The 18,787-nt window shown below is 67.5% G+C and carries 19 protein-coding genes and 1 pseudogene; 19 read left to right on the top strand and 1 reads right to left on the bottom strand.

Features of this window, described 5'->3' with window-relative positions; translation table 11 throughout:
- The first annotated feature begins 1 nt into the window (after position 1).
- The 17 genes and pseudogenes from ABEA33_RS02950 to ABEA33_RS02870 all read left to right on the top strand — a co-directional run.
- Positions 2 to 943, top strand: coding sequence for a branched-chain amino acid ABC transporter permease (locus ABEA33_RS02950; protein WP_345525072.1), 942 nt, complete (start codon positions 2 to 4; stop codon positions 941 to 943).
- On the top strand, positions 940 to 1,863 hold the full coding sequence (locus ABEA33_RS02945) for a branched-chain amino acid ABC transporter permease (protein ID WP_345525071.1): 924 nt from the start codon (positions 940 to 942) through the stop codon (positions 1,861 to 1,863). Before ABEA33_RS02950 ends, ABEA33_RS02945 begins: the two co-directional genes overlap by 4 nt.
- Positions 1,860 to 2,612, top strand: coding sequence for an ABC transporter ATP-binding protein (locus ABEA33_RS02940; protein ID WP_345525070.1), 753 nt, complete (start codon positions 1,860 to 1,862; stop codon positions 2,610 to 2,612). Before ABEA33_RS02945 ends, ABEA33_RS02940 begins: the two co-directional genes overlap by 4 nt.
- A complete protein-coding gene (locus ABEA33_RS02935; protein ID WP_345525069.1) occupies positions 2,596 to 3,336 on the top strand; it encodes an ABC transporter ATP-binding protein in 741 nt (246 codons plus the stop codon). Before ABEA33_RS02940 ends, ABEA33_RS02935 begins: the two co-directional genes overlap by 17 nt.
- 54 nt (positions 3,337 to 3,390) lie before the next feature.
- The gene (locus ABEA33_RS02930; RefSeq protein WP_345525068.1) at positions 3,391 to 4,761 is read left to right on the top strand and encodes an acyclic terpene utilization AtuA family protein; all 1,371 of its coding nucleotides are present in this window, start codon (positions 3,391 to 3,393) and stop codon (positions 4,759 to 4,761) included.
- The gene (locus ABEA33_RS02925; RefSeq protein ID WP_345525067.1) at positions 4,761 to 5,099 is read left to right on the top strand and encodes an AtuA-related protein; all 339 of its coding nucleotides are present in this window, start codon (positions 4,761 to 4,763) and stop codon (positions 5,097 to 5,099) included. Before ABEA33_RS02930 ends, ABEA33_RS02925 begins: the two co-directional genes overlap by 1 nt.
- A complete protein-coding gene (locus ABEA33_RS02920; RefSeq protein ID WP_345525066.1) occupies positions 5,096 to 5,947 on the top strand; it encodes a phosphate acyltransferase in 852 nt (283 codons plus the stop codon). Before ABEA33_RS02925 ends, ABEA33_RS02920 begins: the two co-directional genes overlap by 4 nt.
- A gap of 26 nt (positions 5,948 to 5,973) precedes the next feature.
- The gene (locus ABEA33_RS02915) at positions 5,974 to 7,572 is read left to right on the top strand and encodes an acyl-CoA carboxylase subunit beta (RefSeq protein ID WP_345525064.1); all 1,599 of its coding nucleotides are present in this window, start codon (positions 5,974 to 5,976) and stop codon (positions 7,570 to 7,572) included.
- A 7-nt stretch (positions 7,573 to 7,579) separates the two neighbouring features.
- The gene (locus ABEA33_RS02910; protein ID WP_345525063.1) at positions 7,580 to 9,562 is read left to right on the top strand and encodes an acetyl/propionyl/methylcrotonyl-CoA carboxylase subunit alpha; all 1,983 of its coding nucleotides are present in this window, start codon (positions 7,580 to 7,582) and stop codon (positions 9,560 to 9,562) included.
- Positions 9,555 to 10,337, top strand: a complete 783-nt coding sequence (locus tag ABEA33_RS02905) for an enoyl-CoA hydratase/isomerase family protein (protein WP_345525062.1) — start codon at positions 9,555 to 9,557, stop codon at positions 10,335 to 10,337. The genes ABEA33_RS02910 and ABEA33_RS02905 overlap by 8 nt, the downstream gene beginning before the upstream one ends.
- Entirely contained in the window at positions 10,334 to 11,161 is an 828-nt protein-coding gene (locus ABEA33_RS02900; protein WP_345525061.1) for a TIGR03084 family metal-binding protein, read from the top strand. The genes ABEA33_RS02905 and ABEA33_RS02900 overlap by 4 nt, the downstream gene beginning before the upstream one ends.
- Positions 11,161 to 11,583: a hypothetical protein gene (locus ABEA33_RS02895; RefSeq protein WP_345525059.1), complete on the top strand. Its 423-nt coding sequence runs from the start codon at positions 11,161 to 11,163 to the stop codon at positions 11,581 to 11,583. Before ABEA33_RS02900 ends, ABEA33_RS02895 begins: the two co-directional genes overlap by 1 nt.
- On the top strand, positions 11,580 to 11,993 hold the full coding sequence (locus tag ABEA33_RS02890; RefSeq protein WP_345525057.1) for a MaoC family dehydratase: 414 nt from the start codon (positions 11,580 to 11,582) through the stop codon (positions 11,991 to 11,993). Before ABEA33_RS02895 ends, ABEA33_RS02890 begins: the two co-directional genes overlap by 4 nt.
- On the top strand, positions 11,990 to 12,967 hold the full coding sequence (locus tag ABEA33_RS02885) for a TIGR03617 family F420-dependent LLM class oxidoreductase (protein ID WP_345525055.1): 978 nt from the start codon (positions 11,990 to 11,992) through the stop codon (positions 12,965 to 12,967). The genes ABEA33_RS02890 and ABEA33_RS02885 overlap by 4 nt, the downstream gene beginning before the upstream one ends.
- Positions 12,964 to 14,145, top strand: a complete 1,182-nt coding sequence (locus tag ABEA33_RS02880; RefSeq protein ID WP_345525054.1) for a thiolase family protein — start codon at positions 12,964 to 12,966, stop codon at positions 14,143 to 14,145. The genes ABEA33_RS02885 and ABEA33_RS02880 overlap by 4 nt, the downstream gene beginning before the upstream one ends.
- A 145-nt stretch (positions 14,146 to 14,290) precedes the next feature.
- The gene (locus ABEA33_RS02875; RefSeq protein ID WP_345525053.1) at positions 14,291 to 15,115 is read left to right on the top strand and encodes a 3-hydroxyacyl-CoA dehydrogenase NAD-binding domain-containing protein; all 825 of its coding nucleotides are present in this window, start codon (positions 14,291 to 14,293) and stop codon (positions 15,113 to 15,115) included.
- Positions 15,116 to 15,129: 14 nt separating this feature from the next.
- Positions 15,130 to 15,372 (top strand): annotated as a pseudogene (locus tag ABEA33_RS02870) (acyl-CoA dehydrogenase family protein); the annotation flags it as partial.
- A 337-nt stretch (positions 15,373 to 15,709) separates the two neighbouring features.
- On the opposite strand, the gene chrA reads toward ABEA33_RS02870, so the two are convergent.
- Positions 15,710 to 17,086 carry a chromate efflux transporter gene (chrA, locus tag ABEA33_RS02865; protein ID WP_345525052.1) on the bottom strand — a complete coding sequence of 459 codons (1,377 nt, stop codon included), beginning with the start codon at positions 17,084 to 17,086 and terminating at the stop codon, positions 15,710 to 15,712.
- Positions 17,087 to 17,136: 50 nt separating this feature from the next.
- Between chrA and ABEA33_RS02860 the strand changes: the two genes are divergently transcribed.
- Together ABEA33_RS02860 and ABEA33_RS02855 are read left to right on the top strand one after the other, a co-directional pair.
- Complete coding sequence (locus tag ABEA33_RS02860) at positions 17,137 to 17,934, top strand: arsenate reductase/protein-tyrosine-phosphatase family protein (protein ID WP_345525051.1); 798 nt, start codon at positions 17,137 to 17,139, stop codon at positions 17,932 to 17,934.
- Positions 17,927 to 18,316 (top strand): VOC family protein, encoded by a 390-nt coding sequence (locus ABEA33_RS02855; RefSeq protein WP_345525050.1) that lies wholly within the window; start codon positions 17,927 to 17,929, stop codon positions 18,314 to 18,316. The genes ABEA33_RS02860 and ABEA33_RS02855 overlap by 8 nt, the downstream gene beginning before the upstream one ends.
- Positions 18,317 to 18,787: the final 471 nt, after the last annotated feature.

The raw sequence follows: 18,787 nt of genomic DNA, 5'->3' as shown, positions 1-18,787 counted from the left end.
GGTGGGCCGGTCAGCCGACCGGCCCACTTCGCCCACCCGTTGGAAGGGAACCCCGGTGCAAGAACTTGTCGCCACCGCGAGCCTCGGCTCGGTCTACTTGCTGTTCGCCCTGGGTCTCAGCGCAGCCTGGGGCACCATCGGCATCCTCAACTTCGCGCACGGCGCGATCTTCGTGTCCGCCTCGTACGCGTGCTACGAGCTGCTGGCGATCCAGCAGCTGCCGGTCCAGGTGCTAGCCGTGATCGCGGTCGCCGTCGGCGCTTTGCTCTCGGTCGTGATGCAGGTCCTGGTGTTCGACCAGATCCGCAAGCGCGCCAAGAGTGAGCGCGCCGCTGAGACGCGGATCCTGATCGGCGGAATCGGCGCGGCCATGATTCCTGTTGCAATCGCATCTCACCGCACCAAGAATCTCGCGTTCGGCCTGCAAGGTTCGGGCTTCCAAGCTTCGGTGTGGGAGTTCGGCGGGGTTCGCATCACCTCGATCCAGGTGGTGACGGTGCTCTGCGCACTGGGTGCTGCGACGACACTCGGCTGGTACCTCAAACGGACCCGGGCCGGCCTGGCCCTGCGATCACTCGGGGTCGACGACCAGGTTGCCGCGTTGATGGGCATCGACCGTCGCCGGTACGCCTGGGCCACGATGGCGTTCGCCGGCGGGCTCGCTGGACTCGCGGGCGTCCTCCTGACGCTGAATCTGGGAGCGATCTCGGCCGAAAGTGGTGACGCACTGCTGGTCAAGGCCTTCGCCTGCGTGGTGCTAGGCGGCGTGGGCAGCACGACCGGTGTTGTCGTGGGTTGTATGACGTTGGCGGCATCCGAAACCTGGGTGCTGACACAGACCAGCGGCATGTGGGTCGAGGCCGTCTCCTTCGGCATCATCTTTGTGGTCCTCCTGCTCCGACCCCAAGGCATCTTCGGCCGGCAGGAGGTGCGCCGAGTATGAGCTCCGTCTACGACTCCAACCTGGTGCTCATCCAGTCCGCGCTGGTCGCTGTGCTCCTCGCGCTCAGCATTCAGGTGCCGCTCCGACTCGGAGTGTTCTCGCTGGCGGGGGTTGGGTCCTACGGCATCGGCGCCTACGTCTCGGCAAACCTCGTGCTGCGCTACGAACTGGGCTCCATCCCCACCATGGCGCTCTCGGCACTGGCCGCCGCGGCGGTGTCCTTCCTGCTCGGCGTCGTCATCTACCGGCTCGCGGGTCTGTACCTGGCGATGGCAACCATCGCGTTCGACCTTACCGTCGCGGTGGTGGCGCTCAATGGCGGCGAGTGGACAGGCGGACCTGTCGGCCTGTTCGGCGTCTTCACCGACCTGACGATGGGTCTGTTGTTCGCAGTCGTGGCGCTGTGTCTCGTCGCGGTCCACGTGACCGAGATCGGACGCTTGGCGCGGCGAGTCACCACGGTCCGGGAGGATCCCGAGCTGGCGGCGTCCGTCGGTATCAATGTGCGGGCCTACCGCCTCACGGCATTCGTCGTGAGTGGCTTGGTTGGTGGCCTGGCTGGATGCCTGAACACCCTCACCCGCTCTGCTGTGGGTCTCCAGGACGTGAGCTTCCACCTAGTCGTGCTGGCTCTCACGACCGTCATCGTCGGGGGCGCGCTCTCGTGGCGTGGCGCGGTGATCGGTTCTGTGCTGTTCACCTGGCTGCCCACCGCACTCGCCTTCGTTGGCGACTGGCAGGAGCTGGTCTACGGAGCCATCGTCGTGCTGGCGGCCATTTTTCTTCCGACCGGGCTGTACGGCGCCTGGTGCAGTGCCCGGCGGCAATTCGCCGTGTCCTTCGTCGGTCGAAGGCGCGAGGCGGCAGTTCGGGCGCGACTTCATCAAGGAAACGTCGACAAGGAGGTGGCGGCATCGTGACGAATGTTCTCGAGGCGAGCGACGTGGCCGTGCACTACGGCGGTGTGCGAGCCGTGGACGGAATCTCCTTTGCCCTCGAAGAGGGGCGGATCTCCGGCATCATCGGCCCCAACGGATCCGGCAAGAGCACGCTGGTAGCCGCTCTCACCCGATTGACGCACCTGACACGTGGAGAGCTCAGCTTCGCCGGCGCGCGCTACGAGTCCGTACGCCCAGCGTCGATCGCATCCATGGGAGTTGCTCGAACGTTCCAGACGGTCCGCCTCCTCCCTGACCTCACCGTGGCGGCGAACGTCCAGCTGGGACATGACGCCCGAGCGCGGCGAGACAGGCCGCGGGGGCGTGGTCTGCCCGCTCCGGTGAGCCAAGCCCTGGATCGGACCGGACTCGCCGAGATGGCTCACGTGTTGCCGTCGGAGCTGTCCTACGGCACCCAGCGTCGGGTCGAGATCGCCAGGGCCATCGTGATGGCACCCAAGCTGCTGTTGCTCGATGAGCCGACGGCAGGCATGAACCAGTCCGAACGACGCGACATCTCGGCGTTGTTGCGGCAGTTGAGGGACGAAGGACTGACACAGCTCCTGATCGAGCACGACGTCCAGATGATGCTCGACACGTGCGACCACTTGTTCGCGATGGCTCAGGGGCGACTGCTCACTGAAGGTCGTCCCGCTGACGTCGTCGCCGACGCGCGGGTCCAGGAGGCCTACCTCGGAAAGGGATGGAAAGCGCATGCTGGAGATCAATGACCTGCACGTGAGCTATGGCCACGTCGAGGCGGTCGCGGGAGTCGACCTGTCGGTTCGCCCCGGGACAGTGTCCCTGGTGCTCGGCCCGAACGGCGCCGGCAAGAGTACGACGCTCAACGCCGTCGCTGGCATGGTCAGGCCGACATCCGGCAGCGTCCGGATCGACGGGGCAGATCTCACCGGACTCCCCGCACACCGCGTCGTGGCCAGGGGAATCGCGCTGGTGCCGGAAGGACGCAGAGTTTTCGCCCCGCTGTCCATCGAGGAGAACCTCCGCCTTGGCGGCCACACGACCAAGGCGTCACGAGCGCGGGAGATCAGCGATCGGGTGTACGAGATGTTTCCAGTGCTCCATGATCGTCGCCGCAGCGCGGCCGGGCTCCTCAGTGGCGGCGAGCAACAGATGCTCGCGTTCGGTCGGGGGCTCATGTCCGACCCGGCCTACGTGCTGCTCGACGAGCCGTCGATGGGCCTGGCGCCGGCGATGGTCGATGTCGTGATCGAGAAGGTCGCTGTGATGGCCGAGGCGGGCATCGGGGTGTTGATGGTGGAACAGAACACCGAGGCCGGTCTCGAGATCGCCAGCGAGGTCACCGTCATGAGTCGAGGCTCCGTCGTCTTCCGGGGTCCGAGCGAACGGGTTCGTTCGGACCCTTCCGTGCTGCGGGCCTTCCTCGGCGACGCCGCACTGTCCGGGCCCGACTCGTCCGCGCCCGTTGCTTGACAACCCCCACCACCTAAGTCATAGTGAATTCACTTTCACTAGCAGAGGATTGCAATGACAGAAAAAGTCGTGAAGGTCGGCAACGGCCAAGGATTCTGGGGCGACTCGGCCCGCGGTCCGGCGCAGCTCGTGAAGGGTGGAGGGATCGACTATCTGACGATGGACTTCCTCGCCGAGGTGACGATGAGCATCATGCAAAAGCTCCGCTCGCGAGACCCGCAGGCCGGCTACGCCACGGACTTCGTCTCGCAACTGGAGCGCATCCTCCCGGAGTGTGTCGAGCACGGCATCAAGATCATTGCCAACGCCGGCGGGGTCAACCCCGAGGCATGCGCAGCCGCGGTCGACGACGTGGTTCGCAAGCTGGGCCTGGAAGTCACCGTCGCCACAGTCGGTGGAGACGACGTCATGCCCGACCTGGCCTCCCTCATCGCGCAGGGCCACCCGCTGACCAACATGGCGACCGGCGAGCCGCTCGCCGGCGACCTGGACCGCGTGCAGAGCGCCAACGTCTACCTGGGTGCCTTCCCCATCGCCGAGGCGCTCGCGGCGGGTGCCGACATCGTGATCACCGGCCGCGTCACCGACCCTTCCCTCACGGTGGCCCCACTGATCCACGAGTTCGGCTGGACCGAAACTGACTTCGACCTGCTCGCGGCCGGAACCGTGGCTGGACACATCCTCGAGTGCGGCACGCAGTGCACGGGCGGGAACTACGACCGCTGGGACGAGGTCCCGGATCTCGCTGGCATCGGCTACCCGATTGTCGAGGTGCGTGCTGACGGCGAGTTCGTCGTGACCAAGAAGGACGGCACCGGCGGCCTCGTCGATGTCGGGACGGTGACCGCCCAGCTGCTCTACGAGCTCGGCGAGCCTGAGCGCTACCTCACCCCCGACGTCGTCGCGGACTTCACCTCCATCCAGCTCGACCAGGACGGACGTGACCGAGTCCGAGTCCGGGGTGTGCGGGGCAGTGCCCCGACGGACAGCTACAAGGTGTCGATCAGCACACTCGACGGCTGGCGCACGACTGCGCAGCTCACCGTCGGTGGCCCCGATGCTGCAGCGAAGGCCCGCGCTACCGCCGACATTCTGCTGGCGCGGCTCGCCGAGGAAGGTGTGACCTTCGCGGACGATGATTGCCGCGTGGAGGTGATCGGCACCAACGTCCTGTACGACGGCATGCTGCCCGAGCCCGCGTCCCCGCCCTCCGAAGTCGTGCTGCGCGTGTCGGTCCGGTCCTCCGACCGCAAGGCCGTCAACCACCTCGGCGCCGAGCTCGCGTCCCTCCTGACCTCCGGTCCGCCCGGTCTCACCGGTTTTGCGGGCGGACGCCCGAAAGCCAGCGAGATCGTCGGGTTCTGGCCGGCGCTGATCGACAAGTCTGCCGTCCAGGCGCGCGTGCACGTGAAGGAGGTCGTGTGATGGCAACGAAGAAGGTGCTGCTCGCGGAGATTGCCTCGGCGCGCTCCGGTGACAAGGGAGCCGACGCCAACATCGGCCTGTGGACCCACGACGACAGGCTCTACGAGGTACTGCGCGACGTGGTGACCCCGGCCCGGGTCGAGGCACACTTCGCCGCATTGTGCCGCGGTGGTGTGATTCGCTACGAGCTCCCCAACCTCAAGGCGCTCAACTTCATCCTCCACGACGCCCTCGACGGCGGCGGGGCGGCGTCCCTGCGCACCGACGCACAGGGCAAGACCCTCTCTCTCGGCCTGCTCCAGATGTCGGTGGAAATCCCTGCCGAGCTGGCACCGTGACCGTGCGGATCGGCCTCGCCGACGCGGGCGACCCCCGCGTCGTCGAGGCCGCCGCCCGCGTCGCCGCGGCCGGCACAGTCCTACCGGTGCTCGTCACTGAGGCCGAGATGAACGTGCCGGAGGGCGTAGAAGTCGCCACGACCGGACATGGGATCAGCGAGCTTGAGGCCCTCGCCGACCTCGTGGCGACCGGACGCGTGGCAGCGGGCGTCGGCGGAAGCCTGAGCGCCAGCCCAGATGTCTTGCGCGCGGGGATCCGCCGACTTCGGAACTCTGCGTCGGGCCTTGTCTCCGGGTGCTTCGCCATCGGCAGTCACGACGGGTGGACGACGTACGCCGACTGCGTGGTCGTACCGACGCCCGACGCCCATCAGCTTGCCGAGATCGCCGCCAGCGCGGCCGATCACCACTCCCGAACCTTCGGCGAAGAGGCGCGGGTGGCGATGCTCTCCTTCTCGACCGCCGGCAGTGCGACCCATCCCCGCGTCGCCCTGGTACAGGACGCGACCCGCCTGCTGCGGCTAGCGCGCCCCGACCTCGAGGTCGAGGGCGAGGTGCAGTTCGACGTCGCGGTCGACCCCGGGGTGGCCGCCCGCAAGGCGCCGGACTCACGGGTCGCCGGGATCGCCAATGTCCTGGTGTTTCCCTCACTCGAGGCGGCCAACATCGCCTACAAGGTGGCCGAGCGGGTCGGCGGTGCGACCGCCCTCGGCTCGTTCGTGCTCGGCCTCGACCGTCCGTGGGTCGACCTGTCCCGCGGCTGTTCGGTCGACGACATCGTCGCCACCATCACTCTCCTGGCGCGCGCCGCGGAAGCCGAGCGCGCCCCGGAATCTGTCGCGGGCTAAGTCCCGCCAGCGGAAAGGAAGGCACGATGAAGGTCCTCAGCTCCACGTTCGATCTCGACTCGGACGTCGCCGTCGCCAATCGCGAGGGCAATCTCGAGCGGATCGCCGAGCTCGAGCGCCAGCTCGACCTTGCCATCGCCGGAGGAGGCGGGAAGTACGTCGAACGCCACCGAGAACGGGGCCGGCTGCTCGCCCGCGAGCGTATCGAGCTCCTGCTCGACCGTGACGCACCGTTCCTCGAGCTCAGTGGCGTCGCAGCCTGGGGCACCGAGTATCTGGTCGGCGCCAGCGTCGTCACAGGTATCGGTGTCGTGAGTGGCGTCGAGTGCATGATCGTCGCCCACGACCCGACGGTGCGCGGCGGCGCCTCCAACCCGTACACGTGGAAAAAGGTCCTCCGGGCAATGCACGTCGCCCGCGAGAACCGGCTGCCCACGATCAGCCTGGTGGAGTCGGGTGGAGGCGACCTCCGTCGCCAGGCCGAGCTGTTCGTCCCGGCAGGCCGTCTCTTCCACGACCTGTCCGCGCTGTCCGCCGCCGGGATTCCCACGATCGCCCTGGTCTTCGGCAACTCGACCGCCGGTGGCGCCTACGTGCCCGGCATGTGCGACTACGCGGTGATGGTGCAGAACCAAGCCAAGGTCTTCCTCGGCGGCCCGCCGTTGGTGAAGATGGCGACCGGCGAGGACGCCGACGACGAGAGCCTCGGCGGCGGCGACATGCACGCTCGAACCTCCGGCCTGGCGGACTACCTCGCGCGGGACGAGCACGAGTGCATCGCCATCGGCCGTGACATCGTGGAGCACCTCAACTGGCGCAAGCACGGCCCCGGCCCGACCGAGCGGCCAGACGAACCCGTGTACGACACCGAGGACCTGCTCGCGATCGCGTCAGTCGACCTCAAGGTGCCGTTCGACCCGCGAGAGGTGATCGCCCGGCTCGTCGACGGGTCGCGCTTCGAGGAATACAAGCCGCTGTACGGCACGGCGCTGTGCACAGGCTGGGCCTCGATCCACGGCTACCCAGTGGGGGTGATCGCCAACGCGCGTGGAGTTCTCTTCAACGAGGAGGCGAAGAAGGGCGCCGAGTTCATCCTGCTCTGCAACCAGACCGACACGCCACTGGTGTTCCTCCAGAACACGACCGGTTTCATGGTCGGCACGCAGTACGAGCAGAACGGCATGATCAAGGACGGCTCCAAGATGATCAACGCGGTGACCAACAGCAAGGTCCCGCACATCACGATCAACCTCGCCGCCTCCTACGGCGCCGGAAACTACGGCATGTCGGGACGCTCCTACGACCCGCGGCTTCTCTTCACCTGGCCGAACTCCAAGACTGCGATCATGGGGCCCGAGCAGCTCGCTGGGGTCATGTCCATCGTCGCCCGCCAAGCCGCCGAGAACGCAGGTCGGCCCTTCGATGAGGAAGCCGACGCGATCCAGCGAGCCAAGCTCGAGGAACGGATCGAGTCCGAGTCGCTGGCGCTGTACATGAGTGGACAGGTCTACGACGACGGTGTCATCGACCCCCGCGACACCCGTGACGTGATCGGGATGGCGCTGTCGATGTGCCACAACAACGAAGTGATCGGGACCCGTGGGTTCGCGGTCTTCCGGATGTGAGGACGAGATGATCACCAAGGTTCTAGTTGCCAATCGAGGCGAGATCGCCCGCAGGGTGTTCCGCACCTGCCGAGAGATGGGCATCGCCACGGTCGCGATCTACTCAGACGCCGACGCGAATGCGCCGTTCGTGTTGGAGGCAGACGAAGCGGTGGCCCTGGGCGGCTCGACCCCCGCCGAGTCCTACCTTCGCATCGACGCCGTCATCGAGGCCGCCGAGCTCGTCGGGGCGGACGCGATCCACCCCGGATACGGCTTCTTGTCGGAGAACGCCGAGTTCGCGCACCTCTGCGGCAAGGCCGGCATCACGTTCATCGGACCCACCGTCGAGGCCATCGAGGCGATGGGCAGCAAGCTCACGTCCCGCGACATGATGGAGGCCGCCGGTGTGCCGGTCCTTCCGGGCCGCGACCTCACCGGCGTCGCCGAGGAAGACGTGCTCGGACTCGCGGATGAGATCGGCTGGCCCGTGCTGGTCAAGGCCTCCTTCGGGGGCGGCGGCCGAGGCATGCGGGTGGTGAGGGAGCCAAGCGAGCTGGCCGAGGCAATCGCTTCGGCGCGCCGGGAGGCCGGATCAGCCTTCGGCAACGACACCGTCTTTCTCGAGCACTACGTCGACGAACCACGACACGTGGAGATCCAGATCTTCGGCGACACCCACGGCGGGATCGTCCACCTCAACGAGCGCGAGTGCTCCATCCAGCGACGACACCAGAAGATCGTGGAGGAGTCACCCTCCCCGGCCGTGACTCCCGAGCTGCGCGAGCGGATGGGCTCCGCGGCCGTTGAGGCGGGTCGCGCGTTGCAGTACGTCGGTGCCGGCACCGTGGAGTTCCTGCTTGCACCCGGTGGGGACTTCTACTTCCTCGAGGTCAACACGCGCCTGCAGGTCGAGCACCCGGTCACTGAGCTGGTCACCGGCCTGGATCTGGTCCGGATGCAGCTCGACGTCGCTGCCGGCCATCCGCTCCCGGCCGAGGCGTTCCACCCCACGATCACAGGCCACGCCATCGAGGTGCGGCTCTACGCCGAGGACGCCGTCAACGGATTCCTCCCGGCGGCGGGACGCCTTCACCGCTTCGAGATCCCGGAGTTCGAGGGCATCCGGGTCGACGGTGGCGTCGAGTCCGGCGACGTGGTCAGCACCAACTACGACCCGATGCTTGCCAAGGTGATCGGCTACGGCCGGACCCGCGAGGAGGCCACCGCCCGCCTGGTCCGCGCACTACGCTCGGCACGCATCCTTGGGGTCACGACGAACCGCTCGCTGCTTGTCGGGATCCTCGAGAACTCGGACTTTGTGGCCGCGAAGGTCGACACGCACTTCCTCGACCGACTGGAGCCACGTGACCTCATCCCCAAGGAGGACGAGGCGGTCGAGGTCGCGGCGGCCCTGGCTGCGGCGCTGGCTGACCAAGCCGCCGAGCGCGCTGCCGCTCGTGTCCTCCCGGGTATCGCGTCCGGGTTCCGAAATGTCCGCTCCCAGCTCCAGACGCGGACCTACGCGAGGGGCGAACGGGAGATCGTGGTCAGGTATGACGTCGGTCGAAGATCGCGCTACGAAGTCGACGACACCCCCCTCGACGTCCTCCTGCACTCCTGCACGCCCGAGCACGTCGATCTCGTGGTCGACCGCGTGCGACGACGGTTCGGTGTGCTCCGCGCCGGCGGGTCGACGTACCTCACCTGGGCTGGCGGGACCGTCGACCTGACCGATGTTCCGAGGTTCCCCGACGTCGACTCGGCGCTCGAGGCTGGCTCGCTCGTGGCGCCGATGCCGGGCACGGTCGTCCGCATCAACGTCAAGCCCGGCGATCGGGTCACCGCGGGAGAGACGGTGCTGGTCATCGAGGCCATGAAAATGGAGCACGCCATCAAGGCGACCGTAGACGCAGTCGTGGCGAGTGTGCCGGTCAGCACGGGGGGCGCGGTCGACACCGGCGCCGTCCTCATCGTGCTCGAAGAGGATGAAGAGGTCAGCGATGACTGAACAGCGTCTGGACACCGATCAAGTCCGCTACGAGGTCCGGGACGGTGCCGCATGGGTCACCATCAACCGCCCCGAGGCCCGCAACGCCCTCAACGCGGCGGTGCGCACGGGGTTGAAGGAACGGTTCCTCGAGGCGGAGGCCGACGACAACGTGCAGGTCATCGTGCTGACGGGCGCGGGCGACAAGGCGTTCTGCGCCGGCGGCGACCTCAAGGAGATGGCGAGCACCGGGCTCACCGTGCCGCCGCCCGACTTCGTGCCCCAGCCGGGGCGCACGCTGAACATCACCAAGCCCGTGATCGCAGCGGTCAACGGCGGAGCTTTTGGGGGCGGCTTCCTGTTGGCCCAGTCCGCCGACCTCGTCGTTGCGGCTGACACGGCGACCTTCGCCGTCTCCGAGGCCAAGGTCGGTCGTGGCTCGCCCTGGGCCGCCCCGCTTCCGTGGCTGGTACCACCGCGGATCGCCATGGAGATCCTGCTGACCGGCGACAAGGTGACCGCGCAGCGCGCCTACGAGATCGGTCTCGTCAACCGCGTCGTCCCAGCCACTGAGCTACGCCAGGCCACGCAAGCCCTGGTCGACACGCTGGTAGCCAACGCGCCACTGTCGGTTCGGGCTGCGAAGCGGATGGTCTACGCGGTGGCCGAGCACGGCCGCAGCGCCGCATTCGAGGTGGCCGAGGAGATCTGGGCTCCGGTGTACTTCAGCCACGACGCCCAAGAAGGCCCTCGCGCGTTCGCCGAGAAGCGAGCACCGCAATGGGAAGCGCGATGACAGACGCCAGCCCCATACCCGGCCTCATCCGGGACCTCGAGGCCGAACGCACCGCACTCATCTCCTTCCTCGACGCACAGCCGACCGAAGTGTGGCAGCGGAGCACGCCCGCGCAAGGCTGGACCGTGCACGACCAGATCGCGCACCTGGCCCACTTCGACGAGGTGACGCGCATGTGCATCGCCGAACCCGAAGCGTTCGAACACTTTCGTGACGCGATGGACGACCTGCAGACCTACGTCGACTCGGTCGGAACCCGGTTTGCCCACCTCGGACCGGACGGCATGTCGGCGTGGTGGACCGAAGCGGGAGAGGCCCTGTCGGTCGCGGCGACCGCAGCAGACCCTGCCCGCCGCGTGCCGTGGTTCGGCCCGCCCATGAGCCTGGCCTCCAAGCTGACCGCGCGGATCATGGAGACCTGGGCCCACGGTCAGGATGTGTATGACGCTGTCGGAGCACAACGCGAACCGACGGAGCGGTTGCGACACATCGCACGCATCGGGGTCCTGGCCTTCCCGAACAGCTTCCGCACCCGAGGATTGCCGGTCCCGAGCACGCCCGTCCGCGTCGACCTCGAGGCCCCCGACGGCTCACGCTGGGCATGGGGCGATCCAGATGCGACGGACGTGGTCAGCGGACCGGCGGAGGACTTCTGCCTCGTCGTGACCCAACGCCGACACATTGCAGACGTAGAACTGAAGCCCGACGGGGTCGTCGCCCAGACCTGGATGGAGATCGCGCAGGCCTTCGCAGGACCGGCCGGATCCGGCCGCGCCCCCGGCCAGTTCGCCCCCGGATGGGTCGCGGCGATGGGAACCCGCTGATGGGAGCCGCGATGGTCGACGGCGCCCTGCGAATCCAGGGATATGAGGACTGGCTCCTGCGCGACGCTGTGGGCGCTGTCCGAGATGCCGACCGCCCACACGGCGCGTGGGCGATCGTCGGGCCGTTCCGCGGCATGGGAACCGGGCTGGAGGGGTTGTTCGAGCTCCTCGGAGCGGGGACCGAGGACGGGCTCATGTTCGGCGAGTGCCGTGTCGAGCAATTCCGCCCCCTTGAGCGGGATCGCGATTACGTCGTCACCTGCAAGATCGTCGGCAGCACCCGCCATCGGGGCCGCAAGGTCGCTGAGTTCGACGCGGTCGACTACGTCACCGAGGTCGTGGACGACGAGGGGATCGCCGTCCGATGTCGAAACGTCCTCATCGTTCCGCGAGAACAACAGATTCCAGAGGCGCGGTCATGACGCCGGCGATCGGCGAGCGCCTGCCTGGTTTGGCGGTCACGGTCGAGGCTGCGCCCATGAAGCCGATGGCGCTGCTTCTGCGCGATCCCAACCCGATCCATCTGGATCCAGCCGCTGTGGCAGAACTCGGGCTGGGCGACCGGGTGATCAACCAGGGTCCACTCAACGCCGCATACATCTGGGAGATGCTCGGCCGCTGGCTCGGGGACTCGGCGCTGGTGCAGACGCTCGACCTCCGCTTCACCAGCAGTGCTTTCGCCGGTGATCGGCTGCTGGCTGAGGGGATTGTCGACTCGATCGACGCCGAGACCGCCACCTGCTCCGTGTGGCTCAGTGCCGACGACGGTCGCGACGTGGTGCGTGGCACCGTCGTCATCAGGCTCCTCAGACAACCGGTGGCGGGCACATGAAGGTAGATCTCTACCCCGGGTTTGGTCTCCGCCTCCAAGATGCCGGTCAGGTGGCCCGCAGCGCGGCGGCCTCCGGCTACCAGGGGCTCTGGGCGCTCGAGGCGGCTCGGGAACCTTTCTCCCCGCTCGCACTCGCGGCCTCTGCGGCGCCAGGCCTCGAACTTCGAACGGCGGTCGCGGTGGCCTTCGCCCGGAACCCGATGGTCATGGCACAGCTCGCCCACGAGCTCGCCGGTGTCACCGAAGGAGGGTTCGTCCTCGGCCTCGGCACCCAGGTTCGGGCACACATCGAGCGTCGATTCGGCGAGACCTGGGCCAGTCCCGTCGCGCGCATGGCCGAGTACGTCGACGCGCTGCGTGCCATCTGGTCGGCCTGGAACGACGGTCGAGCGCTCGAGTTCGAGGGGCGCTTCTACCGACACACGCTGATGACGCCGATGTTCGATCCCGGTCCCTCCGGGCAACCCTCCCCGCCGATCCACCTTGCCGCGGTCGGCCCAGCCATGGTGGCCCTGGCCGCCGAGAAGGCCGACGGAATAGTGCTCCATCCGTTGTCGTCGATGCGCACGGTGACCGAGTTGGTCCTCCCGCACATCGCGCATCGACGTGTGCGCGGCGACTTCGAGGTGACCTGCCCTGTGATGGTGGCCACCGGCGCCACCGACGAGGAGATCGACGTCGCTCGACACGGGGTCCGCAAGCAGGTTGCGTTCTACGCCTCGACGCCTGCGTACCGCGCGGTGCTCGACCTGTACGACGAGGGCGACCGTGCCGATCGACTGCGGGCTCTGTCTCGACAGGGTCGCTGGGACGACATGACCGAGTTGGTCGGTGACGAGCTGCTGGACGAGTTCTCTGTGACAGCGACAGAAGCAGACTTGTCGCGAGTTCTCCACGAGCGCTGGTCCAGCGTCCTCGACCGAGTCGCCGTCTACCAGCCGTACGACATCAGCCAACCAGGGATGGACACATGACCGAGAACTCAGGCATCTTTCTCGTCGATGGGGCGCGGACGCCCATCGGCAGCTTCGCGGGCGCCTTGGCGGGCGAGCCGGCACACGAGCTCGGCGCTCATGCAGTTCGCGTTGCTCTGGAGCGGGCCGGAGTTGACGGTGCGGACGCGCGCGAGGTGGTGATGGGTTGCATCGGACAGGTGGGTCCTGACGCCTACTTGGCACGCCGCGTGGCAATCGCTGCCGGACTGCCCGTCGTGACGCCAGCCTTCACGGTCAACCGACTGTGCGGCTCGGGCCTGCAGGCGATCTGGTCTGCGGCGCAGGAGATGCGATGGAACGACCTGGATGTGACGGTTGCCGGGGGAGCCGAGTCGATGTCTCGCATGCCCTTCTATGACTTCGGCGCCCGCAACGGCTACCGCCTCGGCGACCGTGCCCTGGCCGACGGCACGGTGATGATGCTGACCGATCCTTTCCATGGATTTCACATGGGGGTCACGGCCGAGCGAGTAGCAGCCACTTACGACGTCACCAGGACGCAGCAGGACGAGTTCGCCGTTGAATCCCAGCGCAGGGCGTCGACGCCGTTAGCCCGCGCGGCATTCGCCGAGGAGATCGCCCCCATGGAGACCACGGGCCGACGCCCGCGGCTGGTCGAGGTCGATGAGCACCCGAAGCCTCGTACGACCCTCGAGACGCTCGCAGCCCTGCGTCCCGCGTTCCAGACCGACGGAACGGTGACCGCAGGCAACGCGAGCGGCATCAACGATGGCGGGGCGGCTGTGGTGCTGGCGTCGGCACGGGCCGTGGCGGAGCAGGGGCTGACACCGCTCGTGACCCTCGAGGCCGTCGCGACGGCGGCGATGGAGCCCGAGCTCATGGGCTATGCCCCAGTGTTGGCACTGCGCGCATTGTTCGAGCGCACGGGCACAGCTCCCGGCGACATCGACGTGGTCGAGCTCAACGAGGCATTCGCGTCACAGGCCGTGGCCGTCATCCGCGACGCCGGTCTCGACCCGGACAGGACGAACCCCTACGGCGGCGCCATCGCGCTAGGGCATCCCGTCGGAGCGACCGGTGCCATCTTGGCCCTTCGCGTCGCCAAGCACTTGGCGCGAACCGACGGCGAACTGGGGATCGTGACTATGTGCATCGGCGGTGGCCAGGCGATGGCGGCACTCTTCCGCCGAGCGTGACTGGCCGAAGAGCTGGTCGCCCGAGGACGAACTTCTCTTCTGTGGCCCGAAACATGCGGGACCGAACGAGTGGTCATGAAGTGCTCCAGGTCCAAGGCAGCAACACAATGCTGCGAACCGTGCTCAGTCCTATGTGCAGGTTGTTGTGGTCAAGGTCGGTGTGGTGGGTTGCCGTCTGATGGGCGCGGGCATTGCCGAGGTGTCGGCCAGGTCCGACCTGGATGTGGTGGTGATCGAGAGCGATCGGGCTGCGGCGGATGCCGGGCGAGCTCGTCTGGAGCACTCGCTGGCGCGGGCCGAGGCCAAGGGGAAGATCACCTGTGCGGCCGAGGTGATGGCTCATGTTCGCGTCGTGGTGGATCTGAATGAGCTGGCTGATCGCGACGTCGTGGTGGAGGCCATCGCGGAGAACGAGCAGGCCAAGACGGAGCTGCTCATTGCCGTCGACAAGATCGTCGAGTCGCCTGACGCGATCATTGCCTCCAACACTCCGTCAATCCCGATCATGAAGCTGGGGTCGTCACCACTCGTCCGCCAATGTGATCGGCATCCACTTCTTCAACCCGGTACCGGTCCTGCCGTTGGTGGAACCTCACCCGAGACCATGGCCCGAGCCCGCGCGTTCGTCGAGGGCGCGTTGGGAAAGAAGGCGATCGATTGTCAGGACCGGGCCGGGTTCGTGGTCAACGCGCTACTCATACCGTTCGTGCTCTCGGCGATCCGGATGCTCGAGTCGGGCTTCGCCACCGCGGAAGACATCGACCGTGGTCTCGTATTGGGAGCCGCCCACCCGCAAGGTCCGCGCGCCTTGGTCGATCTGATCGGCTTGGACACGACCAAGGCGGTGGCTGAGTCGCTGTACGAGGAGTTCAAGGAGCCCTTGTACGCCTCGCCGCCCTTGCTCAATCGCATGGTCGACGCAGGCCTGTTCGGCCGCGGCTTCCACACGTACCAATGGACACCCCGATGAGCTCCGACTTCTACGCCGGCTCCGACGCCGCCAACCAGAAGACGACCGCCGAGGGCGACGGCGACTTCTGGGTGCTCAACGGCGTGAAGCGCTGGATCACCAACGCCGGTGTGTCGGAGTTCTACACGGTGCTCACGATGACCGATGCGTCCAAGCGCACGCGCGGCATCACGGCCTTCGTCGTCGAGAAGCCCGACGAGGGCCTCTTCTTCGGTGCTCCGGAGAAGAAGATCGGCATCAAGGGCTCCCCGACCAGGAGGTCTCCCGCCATGAGCGACGCAATGCACCACGCGACAAGCACTTTGAACCGCGGTGTTTCCGTGGTTCGCGACCACGGCTCTGGGGCCACCACGAGCGCCAATCACCAATGGAGGCTCTGACCTGCGGTTTTCATCGATTTCCAGCGTCGTCCGATGACCTCTCGGTCGCTCTCACGGCGGTAGCGCCGGTTCGAATCCGCTCGGGGGTACCGGTCAGAAATGGGGCCCTGACCAGCGGAAACGCCGGGAGGGGCTCCTTCTTCGTCGGCCGAGATTCGCCTCGGCCGGCGCTCGGCAATGGCGGCCGCGGTCATCCTGCCGGGGCGCTACCGGCTCAGCTGACGAGCGATGCCACGAGCCCTACGGCAGCGCACGCGCCGAGGGTCCGCAGCGGCGACCAGTTGCGGCCGAACAACAGTGCGAGGGCGACTGCGGTGAGGGCGAACGCGAACGGGTCCCATGCGTCGAGGACCGGCAGCTCCAGACCGAGCGGTCCCGCGTCGACGGTCCGGGTGGCGTCGAACAGCGTGTGGAGCGAGAAGTAGACGGCCAGGGATGCGATGACGCCGACGACTGCGGCGGTGATGCCGGTCAGGGCGGCAGTGAGGTGCGTGTTGTGGCGGAGGCGCTCGACGTACGGGGCGCCGAGGAAGATGAACAGGAAGCACGGGACGAACGTCACCCAGGTGGTCAGGAGCGATCCGACCAGCATCCCGGCCCAAGGGTCGAGCGGGCCCGGGTCGCGATAGGCGGCGACGCCGCCCACCCACTGTGTGACCATGACCAGCGGGCCAGGCGTGGTCTCGGCAAGAGCGAGTCCGTGCACCATCTCGCCCGGGGCCAGCCATCCGTAGACCTCGACAGCCTGCTGCGCGACGTAGGCGAGCACGGCGTACGCACCGCCGAAGGTCACGACCGCAGCGCCCGAGAAGAAGAGGCTCTGGTCGACGTAGACGCTGGTGCGGCCCAGGACTGCGCCGGCGAGCAGGACGGGCGTGAACCAGACGACGAGGCCGAGAGCGATGATGGCGACCGCGCGGCGGATCGAGGGACGCGTGGCGTGCAGCGCGTCGTCATCGATGAGTGGCGGCGGACCGTCCTCGCCGCCGTGCGCCTGGAGCGTCCGCAGGGCCGGCACCCACCGCGCCGCCGTCCACCCCAGCAGACCCGCCGCGAGGATGACGAGGGGGAACGGCACTCCGAAGACGGCAAGTGCCAGGAAGGACGCGACGGCCAGGAAGATCAGGACCCGATGGGTCAGGGCACGCTTCCCGACCCGGTAGACGGCCTGGACGACGATGGCGATGACGGCGGGAGCAAGGCCCGCGAACAGTCCGGTGACGGCGGCGGTCGATCCTGCCGCGAGGTAGAGGATGGTGAGCCCGAGCAGGGCTAGCATGCCGGGCAGGACGAACAGGATGCCGGCGATCAGGCCGCCGAGAGTTCCGTTGAGCAGCCATCCGGTGTAGATCGCGAGCTGCTGAGCCTCGGGACCGGGCAGCAGCATGCAGTAGTTCAACGCGTGCAGGAAGCGGCGCTGCCCGATCCAACGCTTCTCGTCGACGAGCTTGTGCTGCATGACCGCGATCTGGCCGGCCGGACCACCGAACGTCTGAAGCGAGATCGCGAACCACGCCCTCGTCGCCTCCCTGAGTGGGATGACGTCGCCGGGGTGGGTGCCTTCCGATCCTCGCAGCCGGCCCGCTCGCACAAACGGACAGTACATCAATCTGGATTGATGCAATCGAGTAGAGTGCTGTGATGCCCGGTGCAGACACACTCGGTTACCCACGGTTCGTCCGCTTGGTGGGCCATCCGCTGCGGTGGCGCCTGCTGACCGAGCTGGCTCGCAGCGACCTGCGGGTGCGCGAGCTGGTGAACCGGGTGGATGAACCGCAGAACCTGGTCTCGTACCACCTTCGGGTGCTGCGCACCGGTGGCCTGGTCTCGGCGACGCGTAGCAGCTTCGACGCACGAGACAGCTACTACCACCTCGACCTCGACCGATGCGCGAACGGACTGGCCGCCACCGCGTCGTCGCTTCATCCCTCGCTGAGGGTGGGCCCAGAACCGCCACCATCCCGGTCCGCGGCGAAGGATGTCGTCAGGCCAAGTGTCCTGTTCGTGTGCAGTGGCAACAGTGCGCGTTCGCCGCTGGCCGAGGCCGTGATGCGACGTCGGGCCGGCGAGCGGGTGCGGGTGAGCAGTGCGGGCACCCGACCCAAGGACCGCATCCACCCGTACGCGGCACGGGTGCTGCGCGAGCAGTACGGCATCGACATCGGTGGGCAGGTCCCACGGCAGCTGGACCTCACCTCCGGTGGCGGGTTCGACCACGTCGTGACGCTGTGCGACCGGGCCCGCGAAGAGGTGTCCAGGTCAGCCGGTCGCCACGGCCTGGTCCATTGGAGCGTCTCCGATCCGGCCGACGCCGCGGACGCGAGCAAGCGGGGCGGCTACCGGCGCTTCCTCGCAGCAGCAGCGGACATCGACCGTCGCGTGCGACACCTGTTGCCGACACTGTCCGACGACACGACAAGGAGCATCAGCCATGAGTGAGACCGACCAGCTCGCCAGCGTCCGCTACATCGTCGACGACGTGACGGGGGCCATCGACTTCTACACGACCCATCTCGGGTTCACCCTGCGCAGCAACCCCGCGCCGGCCTTCGCCGACGTGACCCGCGGTCCGTTGCGACTCCTGCTGTCGGGCCCGGCCAGCTCCGGCGCACGCGCAACACCCGACAGCGCCGCTGGAGCAGGCAGAAACCGAATCCACCTGATCGTCGCGGACCTGGACGCTGAGATCGACCGGCTTCGAGCGGCCGGAGTGCCCTTCTGCAGTGAGCAGATCGCCGGCCCCGGTGGACGCCAGATCCTCATCGCAGATCCTGCCGGAAACCTGGTCGAGCTGTTCCAGCCCGCAGCCCACCACCCGTGACGACATAGGTGGCAACCCCAAGTCCGAGGCGGCCTCCAGCTGAAGGCGGGAACCGTCGTCGTGGCGATCTGGATCGTCTCACCGGACTGGCGTGCCGGCTTGACCGGTCGTTCTCAGGAGTCTCCTCGCGCGCCGAATGAGATCGGCTGGCTTCGAGAGCTCCTCGAACCGGATCCAGCGTGGGTGAGATGGCCGGCCAGAAACGTAGTGATCGAGGTCTTGAACCTCGGAGGCGGTTGGGGGTCTGCAGCTCGGGCAGGACCGGGGCAACACGCAGTCCAGAAGCAGCTGAGATGCCAGCAACTCTGGCGGCTGATGGGGCTGGTGACCTGCAGGCTGACTGAGTCCAACATCGCCCGGGATCCGTTGATCCCCTTGAGGCGATATGCCGGTTCGAATCCGTCCGGTTCCCACGAGGGCGTGAGCGAGTGAAGCGAGCGAGGGTCCTTGCGGGTCGCCCGATCCGGGTGG

The sequence above is a fragment of the Nocardioides endophyticus genome, assembly GCF_039543845.1.
Taxonomy (GTDB): domain Bacteria; phylum Actinomycetota; class Actinomycetes; order Propionibacteriales; family Nocardioidaceae; genus Nocardioides; species Nocardioides endophyticus.
Note: the sequence above shows the minus strand (reverse complement) of the source record. Positions and strands in the feature narration are given on the sequence as shown.